The sequence below is a fragment of the Acidovorax sp. SUPP950 genome (assembly GCF_030158935.1).
Lineage (GTDB): Bacteria > Pseudomonadota > Gammaproteobacteria > Burkholderiales > Burkholderiaceae_C > Paracidovorax.
Window position 1 is genome coordinate 84,027 of sequence record NZ_BQXE01000007.1, and the last position, 13,975, is coordinate 98,001.

Below are 13,975 nucleotides of genomic sequence, written 5' to 3' on the forward strand. Positions count from 1 at the left end.
GTGATGTCGTGCCGTTCAATATCATCAGCTACAGGAGTGATCCTGTTCAGGACCAACGGGCGGACACAATTGTCGACGTTCTGGACCACTGCCGGGTCGCGCGAACAAGTTGTCGGGATAAGAACGTAGGCGTCGTACACAGATGCGGTTGCGATCGATCGCTTGAGCAGCAGAGGATCCACGTGGCAGCGTAAACCGTGATTGCCCATTTGGACTGTGCCGGCCGCTCGCGCGCACGCTTTCATCTATTCACCTCGAATCTATTCTTCCATTTCAACCATCGGACCATTTAGCTGTACCAGTACAGCCTGATCCATTCAAGGAGCCCCCGTCATGCACCACTCGATCTGCTGCCATTGCTGTGTACTGTTGATCCAGTTCGCGGCGAGGCGCAGATGATCGAGTTGCGGCATCTACGCCAATTCATCGCCGTCGCCGAAGAACTGAGCTTTCGTCGCGCTGCCGAGCGCATTCACATCGATCAGACGCCGCTGTCGCGCACCATCCGCGATCTGGAAGACCAACTGGGCGTGCAGTTGTTCGTGCGCATGCCGCGCAAACTGCGCCTCACCCCCGCAGGTGCGCGACTGCTTAAGGAGGCGCACAAGCTGTTCGTCCGGCTGGAACGCACCCGGCGCGTTGTACGCGCAACCGATGCGAGTTACCGCGCACCACTGCGCATCGGTGTGGCTGACGGTATTGCCCAGCCGAAACTGTCAGAGTGCTTCACCGGTTGGCAGGCGCTGGCGCCCGAGACACCACTCGAACTGTCGGATCTGACCGCTGACGAGATGGCGGTGGCGTTGCGGTGTGAAGAGATCGACGTCGGCATCTCCTTCGGTCTGCCGGACGATGAGGCTCTTGCCCAAGAAGTTGGTTGGAGCTTTCCTTTGGTGGCGCTGTTGCCGATCGGGCATGAATTGGCGTCGAGCGAGATGCTGGCCCTGACCGACCTGCTGTCCTTCCCATTTATCTCTTACAAGGCGGACCGGCAACCTGGGCTCTTGCAGCAGATGCGAGCCATCGTTCAGCGCTACCGACCGCAGCTCACGATTGCGGGTGAAGCCTGTAGCCTCACCGGCTACTTCACCCGTATCGCGGCCGGCATGGGCATTGGGCTGGTCGATATCGACCACGTTGCCACGCTGCGCCGCGAAGACATCGTTGCTGTGCCACTGCAGGAAGAAGAACGCATCGTCACCTACGTGTTGCACAAGCACCAGCGTTTCGGATTGAGCGACGAACTGCAACGTTTTCTGACACACGCAAAGAGTTTGAACTGATCTTTACAAGGAGCGGCGCATCACGACGGTGCGCCGCCCCATCGGCTTTGGACAGAAGGCACTTCCCTCGCGATGCTGTGCACTCGACGGGCTGCGTGCCGCGTTGATCAGGGCCAGCCAACTACGTCTTCGCGTACCCGCCAGCGTACGCCGCACCACGCCTGGATGGGTGGGCATCGTGGCGATCCGATTCCAGACTTGAGCACGCTGTGCCGCTGCGGCACGCGCGTGCTGCTTCAGCACGCAATCAAGGACGGAATGAAGACGTGAAGGAGGTGGACGATGCCCACAGGCATCCTGTTCGGACAGATTTTCGTGGTGCTGGGCGTTGCCTTCGGCGGTGTGTGGGCGGCCACGCAATGGACGGCGCATGCGCTCGGCCATCAGGCTCGACTCGGACCCGCATGGTTCGACGTTTCCGGTGCTCCCATCTACGAACCGTGGAAGCTCTTCGAGTGGTGGTACTTCTACGACGCCTACGCGCCGGAGGTGTTCCAGCGTGGCGGCACCATCGCCGCATCGAGCGGAATGCTCGCCACCTGCGCTGCCATCGGAATGGCGGTGTGGCGCTCCAGGCTGGCGAAGCGCGTCACGACCTACGGATCCGCCCGCTGGGCCGACGAAGATGAGATCCAGCGGGCCGGCCTGGTCCGCGATGCGGGCGTGTTCCTCGGCAAGTTGAGCGGGAAGGTCGTCGCGTATCTCCGGCATGACGGCCCGGAGCACATGATGGTCTTCGCCCCCACGCGTTCGGGCAAAGGTGTTGGCCTCGTGATCCCCACGCTGCTGTCCTGGACCGGCTCCGCCGTCATCCACGACATCAAGGGCGAGAACTGGAATCTCACGGCCGGCTGGCGCTCGCGTTTCAGCCACTGCCTGCTGTTTAACCCAACCGACGCGAAGAGCGCTGCGTACAACCCGCTGCTCGAAGTGCGGCGTGGCATGCATGAAGTCCGCGACGTACAGAACATCGCGGACATCCTGGTCGACCCGGAGGGCGCGCTGGAGCGCCGCAATCACTGGGAGAAAACCAGCCACGCGTTGCTTGTCGGAGCCATCCTGCATGTGCTCTATGCGAGTGAAGACAAGACTCTACGGGGCGTCGCCAACTTTCTGTCCGACCCGGCATGCCCCTTCGAGGTGACGCTGCATCGGATGATGACGACGACGCATCTCGGGGAGCAGACGCACCCTGTCGTTGCGTCGGCCGCACGCGAGGTGCTCAACAAGAGCGACAACGAGCGCTCCGGCGTTCTGTCCACCGCAATGAGCTTTCTCGGCCTGTACCGCGACCCCACGGTGGCCGAGGTCACGTCGCGCTGCGACTGGCGGATCGCCGATCTGATCTCGGCGGAGCATCCGGTGTCGCTGTATCTGGTCGTGCCGCCATCCGACATCAGCCGCACCAAGCCGCTGATCCGGTTGATCCTCAACCAGGTTGGTCGGCGCCTCACCGAGTCGCTCGATGGCTCTGACGGCATAGCGCGCAAGCACAAGCTGCTCTTGATGCTCGACGAGTTTCCAGCGCTGGGCCGGTTGGACTTCTTCGAGTCCGCCTTGGCCTTCATGGCTGGCTACGGATTGCGTGCCTTCCTGATCGCGCAGTCCCTGAACCAGATAGACAAGGCCTACGGTCAGAACCATTCGATTCTGGACAACTGCCACGTGCGCATAGCGTTCGCGACGAACGACGAGCGCACGGCCAAGCGCATCTCCGAGGCGCTCGGCACGGCCACTGAACTTCGCGCGCAGCGCAACTACGCTGGCCATCGGCTCGCGCCGTGGCTGGGGCACCTCATGGTGTCGCGGCAGGAAACGGCGCGCCCTCTGCTCACGCCCGGCGAAGTGATGCAGCTACCACCTGACGATTCCGTGGTCATGGTCTCTGGCCATCCACCGATCAGAGCCAAGAAGCTTCGGTTCTACCAGGATCAGAACTTCACGGCACGCGTGTCGCCGGCGCCGGCGCTGGCTTCTGGTGTATATGCGGACCGGCCTACGGCGCGGCCCGACGACTGGAGCGAGCTGGCGCCGCTCGCGGTGCCCGATGCTTCCTCCGACGACGAAGGGGGAGGCTTTGCCGACGAGGGCGGCCACCAGATCAAGCCCGAGCTGGATGTGATGCCCGACCTGCCTGCACTGCCGGATGACGAAGGCCTGCTGGTGCTCGACGACGAGGACGATGTGCCATTGCGACCGCAGGACGTGGATCGGCAGTCGATGCGCACTGCGCGCCTTGCCGCCATGGACCCGGACGACGGGATCCCGCTATGACCCGTGCTCGCCTGAACGTCTTCATCGAGCCCGAGCACGCGAAGCGCCTTGAAGACTTCGCCGTGCACCGCCGCGCGTCGAAGTCGTCGGTCATTGCGGCGGCGCTCGCGTCCTTCCTGTCGCCCGATGCCATGGACCAGCGTGAAGCAGCCTTGGCCAAACGCCTGGACCGGCTCTCGCGCCAGTTTGACCGGCTGGAGCGCGACCAGGGAGTTCTGATCGAGACAGTGGCGCTCTACCTGCGCCACTACCTGACGGTGGCCCTGCCGGTGCCCGAACACCAGCAGGAGGCCATGCGCGCGCAGGGCCGTGCCCGCTATGCCCAGTTCATCGAGCAGCTCACCCGTCACCTCCAGCGCGGGCGCAGCCTGGTCCGGGAGATCCATCAGGAGATCGGACCGGATTCATCGGTATCACCACCAAGAGAGGGCCACCCATCGTTTTCTCCAGGAGAGGCGACTCCTGCGGGCAATGCCTCTCTACCCAGCGAAGGAGAAACACCATGAAGCGCATCGAAGACGCAACAGCCGGTGGCACGGCAGGCGATGTCGGCAGCGGCCACGACGGCAGGGAGTCGGCTGGCCGCCGCATCCGCATGCTGCGCACGGCCATGGGGTCGGAGATCGCCGCGGCGCTCGACGATCCGGAGGTCGTTGAAGTGCTGCTGAATCCCGATGGATCGCTGTGGCTGGACCGGCTCGGCACCGGACGCGTCCCAACGGGCACCATGCTGCCTGCGCCGGTAGCCGAACGCATCATCCGTCTGGTCGCTGCGCACGTACGCACCGAGGTGCACGCAGGTGCGCCGATCCTCTCCGCCGAGTTGCCTGAGACAGGCGAACGTTTCCTGGGCGTGCTGCCACCCGTTGTGCGGGCGCCATCCTTCGCGATCCGCAAGCGGGCACTGCGCATCATGAGCCTCGCGCGTTACGTGGACGACGGTGTAATGACGGCCGAGCAGGCAAGCTTCCTGCGGCAAGCCGTGCGTGACCGGCTGAACATCGTCGTCGCGGGTGGCACCAGCACCGGAAAGACGACGCTCGCCAACGCACTCCTTGATGAGATCGCAGAGACGCGCGACCGCGTGCTGATCCTTGAGGACACGGTGGAGCTGCAGTGTCGCTCCGACGACCACGTCGGCATGCGCACAGAGCCCGGCGTCAGCACCATGGCCGATCTGGTGCGCGCCACCTTGCGGTTGCGGCCGGACCGCATTGTTGTGGGCGAGGTACGCGGTTCGGAGGCTTTGGACCTGCTCAAGGCATGGGGCACCGGGCATCCCGGCGGCATCGCCACCGTGCACGCCGGCTCCGCATCGGGTGCTCTCACCCGTCTCGAACAGCTCGTTCAGGAGGTCAGCGTGACCGTCCCGCGCGCTCTCATCGCCGAGACCGTCAACGTGATCGTTTTCATCGCCGGTCGTGGCCATGCACGCCGTGTGCGCGAGATCGCGCGCGTCATCGGCTTCGACAGCCGCGGTTACCAGCTCGATACCTCGCTCAGGCCTGGCTTTCCTTCAATTTCCCCCAACCCGTCATCCACAGGAGAACCGACATGACGAATCTGCGTACTTCCGTAAAACCTCTTCTGCTCGTTGCCACTGCTGCGACGCTCCTGCTTGGACTGTCAATGGTGGCGCTGCCGGCGCACGCGGCCGGCTCCAGCATGCCGTGGGAAGCTCCGCTGCAATCCATCCTCGAATCGATCCAGGGGCCGGTGGCCCGCATCGTGGCGGTGATTGTGATCATCGCCACCGGGCTCGCGCTGGCGTTCGGCGACACGTCCGGGGGCTTCCGCAAGCTGATCCAGATCGTCTTCGGGCTGTCGATCGCGTTCGCGGCTTCGAGCTTCTTCCTGACCTTCTTCAGCTTCACCGGCGGAGCGGTACTGGCATGAATGCCTCTGCACCAACGCATGGCTCGGCACCGGGCTTCGAGGTACCACTGCACCGCTCTCTGACCGAGCCGATTTTGATGGGCGGCGCGCCACGCACCGTGGCGATTGCCAACGGCACGCTGGCCGCAGCGGTCGGTCTCGGGCTGCAGCTCTGGTTGCCCGGCATCGCGCTCTGGATCGTCGGCCATTCGCTCGCAGTCTGGGGAGCGCGGCTGGACCCGCAGTTCCTGCAGGTCTTCACACGGCACATCAAACACCGTGCGCTGCTGGACGTGTGAGAGGGAATCACGATGATGAACCTCACCGAATACCGCAAGCGGCCGGCGCAACTGGCCGACTGGCTGCCGTGGGCGGGCGTGGTCGCGCCCGGCGTTGTACTCAACAAAGATGGCGCGTTCCAACGCACGGCGCGCTTCCGCGGGCCGGATCTGGACAGCTCGACGCAGGGCGAACTTGTCGCTACGTCGGCGCGCCTCAACAACGCCCTGCGCCGGCTTGGCTCGGGCTGGGCCCTGTTCGTCGGAGCCGAGCGGCGCGAGGCCGCGGACTACCCCCAGTCGTCATTCCCAGAGGCGCTGTCCTGGCTGGTCGACGAGGAACGTCGCGCCGTGTTCGAAGAAGACGCCAGCCACTTCGAGAGCCGCTACCACCTGACGCTGTTGTACCTGCCGCCCGAGGAGTCCCGTGCGCGCGCAGGGCGCTTGCTCTACGAGAACCAGAAGAATGAAGGCGTGGACTGGCGTGATCGGCTGGACACCTTTGTGTCCGAAACCGAGCGCTTCTTCGGGCTGCTCGACGGCGTGATGCCGGAGATTGCCTGGCTCGATGATGCGCAAACGCTGACGTTCCTGCACGGCTGCGTTTCTACGCGCCGCCATGCAGTGGCGGTGCCCGAGGTATCCCTGCATCTTGATGCGCTGCTTGCCGACGAACCGCTTGTGGGCGGGCTGGCGCCGATGCTGGGCCGTTCTCATCTCCGCGTCCTGACGGTACGCGGCTTTCCGACCTCGACCTGGCCCGGCTTGCTAGACGACCTAAACCGCCTGGGTTTCGCGTACCGCTGGTCCACGCGCTTCATCTGCCTGGACAAGGCCGAGTCCGAGAAAGAACTGACGCGTCTGCGCCGCCAGTGGTTCGCCAAGCGCAAGAACATCGTCGCACTGCTGCGCGAGACGATCTTCCAGCAGGAATCTCCGCTGGTGGATACCGATGCATCGAATAAGGCATCGGATGCCGATGCGGCTCTCCAGGCGCTAGGCAGCGACCAGGTTTCCTTCGGCTACGTCACGACAACGGTAACGGTGTTCGATGTGGATGCGACCGCGGCCGACGCGAAGCTGCGGCAGGCAGAACGCGCCATTCAGGGACGCGGTTTCGTGACGATTCCGGAGAACTTGAACGCGGTCGATGCCTGGCTCTCCTCCGTTCCGGGCCATGCCTATGCGAACGTGCGTCAACCGATCGTCTCGACGTTGAATCTTGCGCACATGATGCCGGTCTCAGCGGTGTGGGCGGGGCCGGAGAAGAACGCGCATCTCGATGGCCCGCCGTTGATCGTGACACGCACCGATGGCGCGACGCCTTTCCGGCTAATCACGCACATCGGCGACGTGGGCCACACGCTGGTGGTTGGGCCGACGGGCATGGGCAAGTCGGTGCTGCTGGCCACGCTGGCGCTGCAATTCCGGCGTTATGCAGGGTCTCAGATCCTCGCCTTCGACATGGGCCGCTCGATGCGCGCGACCATCCTGGGATTGGGCGGCGATCACTACGACCTCGGAACGGACGGCGCCATTGCATTCCAGCCGCTGGCGCGCATCGATCAGAACGGCTACCGAACGTGGGCGGCTGAATGGATCGAGGGCCGGCTGGTGCACGAAGGCGTGGTCGTTGGACCGCCCGAGAAAGATGCGATCTGGTCGGCGCTGAACAGCCTGGCCAGCGCGCCCGTCGAGGAGCGCACGATGACGGGCCTTTCGGTGCTGCTGCAGTCCAACGCCTTGCGTCAGGCGCTGCAGCCTTACGTGCTCGGCGGTGCGCACGGCAAGCTGCTAGATGCTGACTTGGATCGCTTGGGCGTGGGTTCCGTGCAGTGCTTCGAGATGGAAGAGCTGATGCAGAGCAAGGCCGCTGTGCTGGCCGTGTTGGGCTACCTGTTCTCTCGCTTCGACGAGCGCTTCGACGGTGCGCCGACGTTGTTGATCCTTGACGAGGCCTGGCTTTTCCTCGACGACCCGGTCTTCGCCGCGCGTATCCGCCAGTGGCTCAAGACGCTGCGAAAGAAGAACGTCTCGGTGATCTTCGCGACGCAGTCGCTGGCCGATATTCAAAACTCATCCATCGCACCCGCCATCGTCGAGAGCTGCGCAAGCCGCATCTTCCTACCCAACCCGCAGGCGACCGAACCTCAGATCCGTTCGATCTACGAGGGCTTCGGGCTCAACAACCGGCAGATCGAGATCGTCGCGACGGCGCAACCCAAACGCGACTATTACTACCAATCGCGGCTCGGCAACCGCGTCTTCGACCTTGGACTCGGGCCGGTGGCGCTGGCCTTTGCAGGCGCGTCGTCACCCGAGGCTCAACGGGCCATCGACGCCGTACTCGTTGATGCCGGCCCTGACGCCTTTGCCGACTCCTGGCTGCGCAGTCACGGCCTCGACTGGGCGGCGGACCTCATCCCCTCTTTCCCATTCCCTTCCTCAAATTCGCAGGAGAAATCGCCATGAAGCACCTTCGCAGATCCCTCATTGCCGCAGCGGCAGCTTCGCTGATCGCGCTCGCGCCGTCGGCGCATGCGCAATGGGTCGTTATCGACCCCACGAACCTAGCGCAGAACATCATGACCGCAGCCAACACGCTTGAGCAGATCAACAACCAGATCAGGCAATTGCAGAACCAAGCGCAGTCGCTGATGAATGAGGCAAAGAATTTGACCAGCCTGGACTTCAGCGCGTTGAACGAGCTGCGCGCCGCGCTGTCCGCGACGAACCGCTTGATTCAGCAGGCCCAGGGTCTGGCCTTCAACGTGCAGCAGATGGAGACGCAGTTCCAGCAGCTCTATCCCGAGTCGTTCAGTGGAACTGTTTCCAGTGCCCAGATGGTTCTCGACGCGCGCAAGCGCTGGACAAACTCACTTGACGCGCTGCGCACCGCCACCAAGGTGCAGGCACAGGCGGTACAGAACTTCGCATCCGACGAATCCACGCTGACGGACTTGGTCAACCGGAGCCAGTCGGCCGTGGGTGCCCTGCAGGCGACGCAGGCAACCAATCAACTGCTGGCGCTGCAGGCCCGACAGTCGATGCAGGCACAGCAGTTGCAGATCACGCAGGACCGCGCGGTGGCGCTGGAGCAGGCGCGGCAGGTTGCTGTGCAGGAGCGTGCACGCGAGGTGCGGCGGCGCTTCACGGGATCGGGTACGCCGTATACGCCCGCCACCGTCAACTTCTATAGCGAGTGAAGGGCGAACCATGAACAAGCCCTTCATCCTTGCGGCTTCGGTCTCGGCGCTGATGCTGGCGGCCTGTGGCAAGCCAGCACCTATCGAATCCGTCGAATCGCTGATCGCCAATCCTGAGCGATTGAAGGAACTGCGTTCGCAGTGCAAAGCCGACCATGCCAAGCTGGGCGATGCGCAATGCAATGCGGTAGCCGAGGCCACGCGCAGGCGCTTCTTCGGCAGCGGCGGTCCAAAGTACACGCCATCTGCATCACCGCCCGACGGGTTCTGGCAAGGCAATGAGGCCAAGGCACCGGCTTCGCCCGCGTCAGAAGTTCCGGCGACATCAGTTGCGCCGAAGGAATAGCCGTGCAGGACGTCGCGGTCATCGACCGCTTCCTTGATGTCTTCTCGCGCTACATCGATTCGGGCTTCGGGCTGCTTCGCGGCGAAGTTGCTTTCCTCACGGCGACGCTGATCGCCATCGACATGACGCTCGCTGGCCTGTTCTGGGCTATGAGCCACGCATCGGGCCAGGGCGACGACGTGATCGCCAAGCTCATTAAGAAGGTGCTGTACGTCGGCGCCTTCGCTTACATCATCGGCAACTTCAACAGCCTGGCGGGGATCTTGTTCCGATCCTTTGCTGGGTTGGGCCTGACGGCTTCGGGTTCGGGGATGAGCCAGGCCCAACTGTTGCAGCCGGGCCAGCTTGCCAAGGTGGGTATCGATGCTGGCCGGCCGATCATGGCGCAGATCAGTGACATGACGGGGTTCCCTGAGGTGTTTGCCAATCTCGACACCATCGCTGTACTGTTTCTCGCATGGCTGGTGCTGATCGTGGCCTTCTTCGTGCTGGCGGTGCAGCTTTTCGTGACGCTGATCGAGTTCAAGTTGACGACGCTCGCGGGCTTCATCCTCGTTCCTTTTGCGCTGTGGAACAAGACGTCGTTCCTGGCGGAGAAGGTGCTTGGCAATGTTGTGTCGTCGGGCATCAAGGTGCTGGTGCTCGCGGTGATCGTGGGCATTGGCTCTGGGCTCTTCAACGAGTTCACGGTGCCGCCAGGAGCGGACCCAAGCATTGACCATGCGCTGGTGATCATGCTGGCGTCGCTTGCGATGCTGGGGTTGGGGATCTTCGGGCCGGGTATCGCGACGGGACTGGTGTCTGGTGCGCCGCAGTTGGGCGCCGGCGCTGCTGCCGGCACCGCGATGGGTGCGGCCGGTCTGGCGGTGGCCGGTGGTGCGGCCGTAGCCGGCGCGGGTGCTGCTGTTGCCGCCGGTGCACGCATGGCACCCGGTGCGGCGCGTGCCGCCATTGGTAGTGGCGCTGCTGCGGCGCGCTCGGCCAGCACCCTGGCCAGCGGTGCGAAGTCGGCCTACCAGGCCGGTGCCGCTGCATCGGCCGGTGGCGGCGTGCAGGCCGCCGGCACAGGCCTCGCCAGCGTAGCAAAGTCCGGCGCCAGTGCAGCCGGCGAGCGCATCGCGGCCAGCGCGAAGGCCGTCAAAGACCGTGCGGTGAGTTTCGTGGCCGATGCGGCAGCGCCGACATCGACTTCCTCCTCTGCATCGGACGCATCTGCCGAAGGAAGTGCTTCTGCAACTCCTGCGTCCGAACCTGCTTGGGCGCAGCGCATGCGCCGTAAGCAGCAAGTGACCCAGGCCGCGACGACCGCCGCCCACGTGCTGCGCTCTGGCGACCACGCAGGTGGCGGCTCTGGCCCGAGCCTGCAAGACAGCTCCAACTCTTGACTCCCTTCCTTGAAAGGAATCCACATGCGATTCAAGCGACCCCAAGTGCGGTACTCGGACACGCCCGAGCCTGTCACTCCCTATCAAGCCGCTGCGCAGGTCTGGGATCAGCGCATCGGTGACAGCCGCGTGCAGGCGAAGAACTGGCGGCTCATGGCCTTCGGCAGTCTGTCTCTGGCGATGCTGATGGCGGGCGGCTTGGTCTGGCGCTCGGCACAGTCCATCGTCACACCCTACGTCATTGAGGTCGACAACGCTGGCCAAGTGCGCGCTGTCGGCGAGGCGGCTGCACCGTACAAGCCGACCGACGCGCAGATCGCGTTCCATCTCGCCCGCTTCATCGGCGATGTGCGATCCCTATCCATCGATCCGATCGTTGTGCGACGGAGCTGGCTTGAGGCCTACGACTACACGACCGACCGCGGCGCCGCGACGCTCAACGACTACGCCCGCACCAACGATCCGTTCTCGCGCATAGGTCAGAACTCCGTGGCGGTGGAAGTGACCAGCGTGGTCCGCGCCAGCGATGCCTCGTTCCAGGTGCGCTGGATCGAGCGCATTTACACAAATGGGTCGCCTTCGGGAACCGAGCGCTGGACGGCCGTGCTCTCTGTCGTGCTGCAGCCGCCTCGCACAGAGGAACGATTGCGCAGGAACCCATTGGGCATTTACGTCAACGGCCTGTCTTGGAGCCGTGAACTCGAAGCAACGCAAGGAGCAAAACCGTGAGTACACATTTCCGTAAAACCGTACTGCAGTCGATCCTGCTTGCCACTCTGGTGGCGGTTGGGGGCTGTGCCACGCAGGGTAAGCCGCCGCCGATGATCTCGCTCGATGAGCCGGTGGCCGTCGCAGCGAAGGTTCTGCCCGAGCCTGCGAAGCCCATTGAGGTGGTGGCTGTTCCGGCGCCCTTGCCCTTGCCCGAGCAAATGAAGACGCTGCCGACCGAGTCTGAATCCAAGCTGGTGCCAGAGCCGGCCGACGACAAAGTGCGTGTCTCTCGCGCGAACGAAGAAGCGCGCATCGCGCCGACGCGCGAGGGCTATGTGAATGCGATCCAAGTCTGGCCCTACGCCGATGGAGCTCTGTATCAGGTCTACACGAGCCCGGGACGGGTGACCGTCATCGCACTGCAGGAAGGCGAGGAACTGGTGACCGTGTCGGCTGGCGACACTGTGCGCTGGATCGTTGGCGACACGGCCAGCGGCGCAGGCGCCACCCTGCGCGTGAACATCCTGGTAAAACCCACGCGCATCGGGCTGAAGACGAATCTCGTCGTGACGACGAACCGGCGCACCTATCTGCTGGAGTTGTCCTCAACGCCGCAAGCCTGGATGGCGTCAGTGTCGTGGGACTACCCTAAGGATCGGATGCTGGCTCTGCAGAAGCAGGCGCGCGAGGCGCAGGCGGCAACGCCGGTCGATTCGGGCTTGTCGCTGGAACAGATCAAATTCCGCTATGCGATCACAGGCGATGCTCCCTCCTGGAAACCACTGCGTGCGTTCGACGACGGGCAACGGGTCTACATCCAGTTCCCGGGTGGCATCGCGCAGGGTGAACTGCCGCCGCTCTTCGTGATCGGGGCGCAAGGGGATGGCCAGCTCGTGAACTACCGCTTTCGATCGCCGTACTACGTTGTGGACCGGCTCTTCGGCGCGGCGGAACTCCGGCTTGGCGGGTTCAAGGGTGGCAAGGCAGAGGTTGTGCGCATCGAGCGCACGGATGGTGTCGCGCGGAGCGGATCATGAAGGAAGTCGAACCTGCTGCTTCGGCCAAGGCCGAACCGGAAACACTGGCGCTGCGCGCGCAGCCGCGTCCGGTCGTTCGTCTGAATCGACGGGTGTTGGTGGTGGGCGCTGCTACGTTGGCTGCGGCGGTGTTGGGCGGCACGCTATGGTCCCTCCAATCGCAGCAGCGCTCGCGAAATCCCGCAGCCGAGTTGTTCAACGTTGATCGCATTGCGAAGTCGGAGAACCTGGATCGGCTGCCCAAAGACTACGCGGGGATTCCGCCAGCATTGAAGGCAACCCCACCCGTGTTGGGCGAACCCCTGCCGGGCGACCTTGGACCGGCCATTCTGAAGGCGCAGCAGCCGATGGAGCAGCGGATGGCGCCGCATGGCACAGATCCCGCGCAGCTCGCGGCCGAAGAGGCCGCGCGATCCTCGGTTTTCTTCCGCGGCGCGGGAAGCAGCGGCGGTGGAGCCAAGCCATTTATTGCAACTCCGCCAGCAATTGCAGGCAGCACTGCAAGCACCAGCACCTCCCCGTCAAATCAGAATCCGTTCAATGCAATGACTGGGAGTACGTCGTCTCCTGCTGCGCCTTTGTCTGATCCGACGGCAGTGCAGAACCGGCAGGATTCGAAGGAGGCGTTCATGGCGAAGGCCGGCGATGGCTCTACGCGCAATCCCGGGAGCCTGCAACTGCCCGCATCGCCGTACCAGGTGATGGCGGGCACGGTGATCCCTGCAGCACTGGTGACGGGGATCAATTCGGATCTGCCGGGGCAGGTGATCGCAAACGTGACCGAGGCGGTCTACGACACGGCCACGGGGCATCACCTGCTGATCCCCCAGGGTTCGCGACTGATCGGGCGCTACGACAGCCAGGTCTCGTTCGGGCAGCGGCGCGTGCTGCTGGTGTGGACTAGGTTGATCCTGCCGGACACCTCATCGGTTGCTCTGGACCGCTTGCCCGGCATCGACCCGGCCGGTTATGCCGGGCTTGAGGATGGTGTCGATTGGCACTGGGACCGTATCCTGGCCGGGGCGGCGCTGTCCACATTGCTAGGCATGGGAGCTGAACTGGCGGCGCCAGCGAGCAGTGCCGACGGCAATCGCATCGTGATCGCGGGTCGTGACGGTGCGCAGGATACGATCAATCAGGTCGGGCAGGAGATCACGAAACGCAATGCGAGCATCCAGCCGACACTGACCATCCGGCCGGGATTCCCGATGCGGGTGATGGTGAGCAAGGACTTGATCCTTCGGCCGTACCAGCCACTCTTTTTTGTCCGCGGGAGCGCGCAATGAGCAGGAGTGCAACCCGGTTGAGCCTGGGGCCACTGCCTGCATCGTCATCGGTGAAGCTGACCATCACGGTGTCGGCAGAGTTGAAGGCACAACTCGACGCGTATGCCGAGGTGCATGCGCAAGTTCATCAGGTGCCGGTCGATTCGGTGGCGCTGGTGCCGCACATGCTCGTCGCGTTTATTGCACGTGACCGGGGATTCAAGGCACTGCTTAGTGGCAAGGGCGGGGCGAAGCCGCCCTTGAAAGTTCAAAAGGTCGGGGATTTTGAAGGCCAATAGGTCGATCTGCAATCAA

At 63.9% G+C, this 13,975-nt stretch carries 13 protein-coding genes and 1 pseudogene; all 14 read left to right on the forward strand.

Annotated elements, in window-relative coordinates:
* The first annotated feature begins 395 nt into the window (after positions 1 to 395).
* The 14 genes and pseudogenes from AVME950_RS21220 (at position 396) to AVME950_RS21285 (ending at position 13,959) form a co-directional block, all read left to right on the forward strand.
* Entirely contained in the window at positions 396 to 1,283 is an 888-nt protein-coding gene (locus tag AVME950_RS21220; RefSeq protein WP_284431324.1) for a LysR family transcriptional regulator, read from the forward strand.
* Between the two features lie 282 nt (positions 1,284 to 1,565).
* Positions 1,566 to 3,557, forward strand: a complete 1,992-nt coding sequence (locus AVME950_RS21225) for a conjugal transfer protein TraG (RefSeq protein ID WP_284431325.1) — start codon at positions 1,566 to 1,568, stop codon at positions 3,555 to 3,557.
* Positions 3,554 to 4,063: a CopG family transcriptional regulator gene (locus AVME950_RS21230; protein WP_284431326.1), complete on the forward strand. Its 510-nt coding sequence runs from the start codon at positions 3,554 to 3,556 to the stop codon at positions 4,061 to 4,063. Before AVME950_RS21225 ends, AVME950_RS21230 begins: the two co-directional genes overlap by 4 nt.
* Before the next feature lie 89 nt (positions 4,064 to 4,152).
* Complete coding sequence (trbB, locus tag AVME950_RS21235; protein ID WP_284431403.1) at positions 4,153 to 5,115, forward strand: P-type conjugative transfer ATPase TrbB; 963 nt, start codon at positions 4,153 to 4,155, stop codon at positions 5,113 to 5,115.
* Positions 5,112 to 5,453, forward strand: coding sequence for a TrbC/VirB2 family type IV secretion system protein (locus AVME950_RS21240; protein WP_284431327.1), 342 nt, complete (start codon positions 5,112 to 5,114; stop codon positions 5,451 to 5,453). Before trbB ends, AVME950_RS21240 begins: the two co-directional genes overlap by 4 nt.
* Positions 5,450 to 5,731 (forward strand): VirB3 family type IV secretion system protein, encoded by a 282-nt coding sequence (locus AVME950_RS21245; RefSeq protein WP_284431328.1) that lies wholly within the window; start codon positions 5,450 to 5,452, stop codon positions 5,729 to 5,731. Before AVME950_RS21240 ends, AVME950_RS21245 begins: the two co-directional genes overlap by 4 nt.
* Positions 5,732 to 5,743: 12 nt before the next feature.
* The gene (trbE, locus tag AVME950_RS21250) at positions 5,744 to 8,182 is read left to right on the forward strand and encodes a conjugal transfer protein TrbE (protein WP_284431329.1); all 2,439 of its coding nucleotides are present in this window, start codon (positions 5,744 to 5,746) and stop codon (positions 8,180 to 8,182) included.
* Entirely contained in the window at positions 8,179 to 8,916 is a 738-nt protein-coding gene (gene trbJ, locus AVME950_RS21255; RefSeq protein ID WP_284431330.1) for a P-type conjugative transfer protein TrbJ, read from the forward strand. Before trbE ends, trbJ begins: the two co-directional genes overlap by 4 nt.
* A 10-nt stretch (positions 8,917 to 8,926) precedes the next feature.
* A pseudogene (locus tag AVME950_RS21260) lies at positions 8,927 to 9,175 on the forward strand (EexN family lipoprotein); the annotation flags it as partial.
* Between the two features lie 89 nt (positions 9,176 to 9,264).
* Positions 9,265 to 10,647: a P-type conjugative transfer protein TrbL gene (gene trbL / locus AVME950_RS21265; RefSeq protein WP_284431331.1), complete on the forward strand. Its 1,383-nt coding sequence runs from the start codon at positions 9,265 to 9,267 to the stop codon at positions 10,645 to 10,647.
* Positions 10,648 to 10,671: 24 nt separating this feature from the next.
* Complete coding sequence (gene trbF / locus AVME950_RS21270) at positions 10,672 to 11,376, forward strand: conjugal transfer protein TrbF (RefSeq protein ID WP_284431332.1); 705 nt, start codon at positions 10,672 to 10,674, stop codon at positions 11,374 to 11,376.
* Positions 11,373 to 12,395 (forward strand): P-type conjugative transfer protein TrbG, encoded by a 1,023-nt coding sequence (trbG, locus tag AVME950_RS21275; RefSeq protein ID WP_284431333.1) that lies wholly within the window; start codon positions 11,373 to 11,375, stop codon positions 12,393 to 12,395. The genes trbF and trbG overlap by 4 nt, the downstream gene beginning before the upstream one ends.
* A complete protein-coding gene (locus tag AVME950_RS21280) occupies positions 12,392 to 13,681 on the forward strand; it encodes a TraB/TrbI/VirB10 family type IV secretion system protein (RefSeq protein WP_284431334.1) in 1,290 nt (429 codons plus the stop codon). The genes trbG and AVME950_RS21280 overlap by 4 nt, the downstream gene beginning before the upstream one ends.
* The gene (locus AVME950_RS21285) at positions 13,678 to 13,959 is read left to right on the forward strand and encodes a DUF2274 domain-containing protein (protein ID WP_284431335.1); all 282 of its coding nucleotides are present in this window, start codon (positions 13,678 to 13,680) and stop codon (positions 13,957 to 13,959) included. Before AVME950_RS21280 ends, AVME950_RS21285 begins: the two co-directional genes overlap by 4 nt.
* Positions 13,960 to 13,975 lie beyond the last annotated feature (16 nt).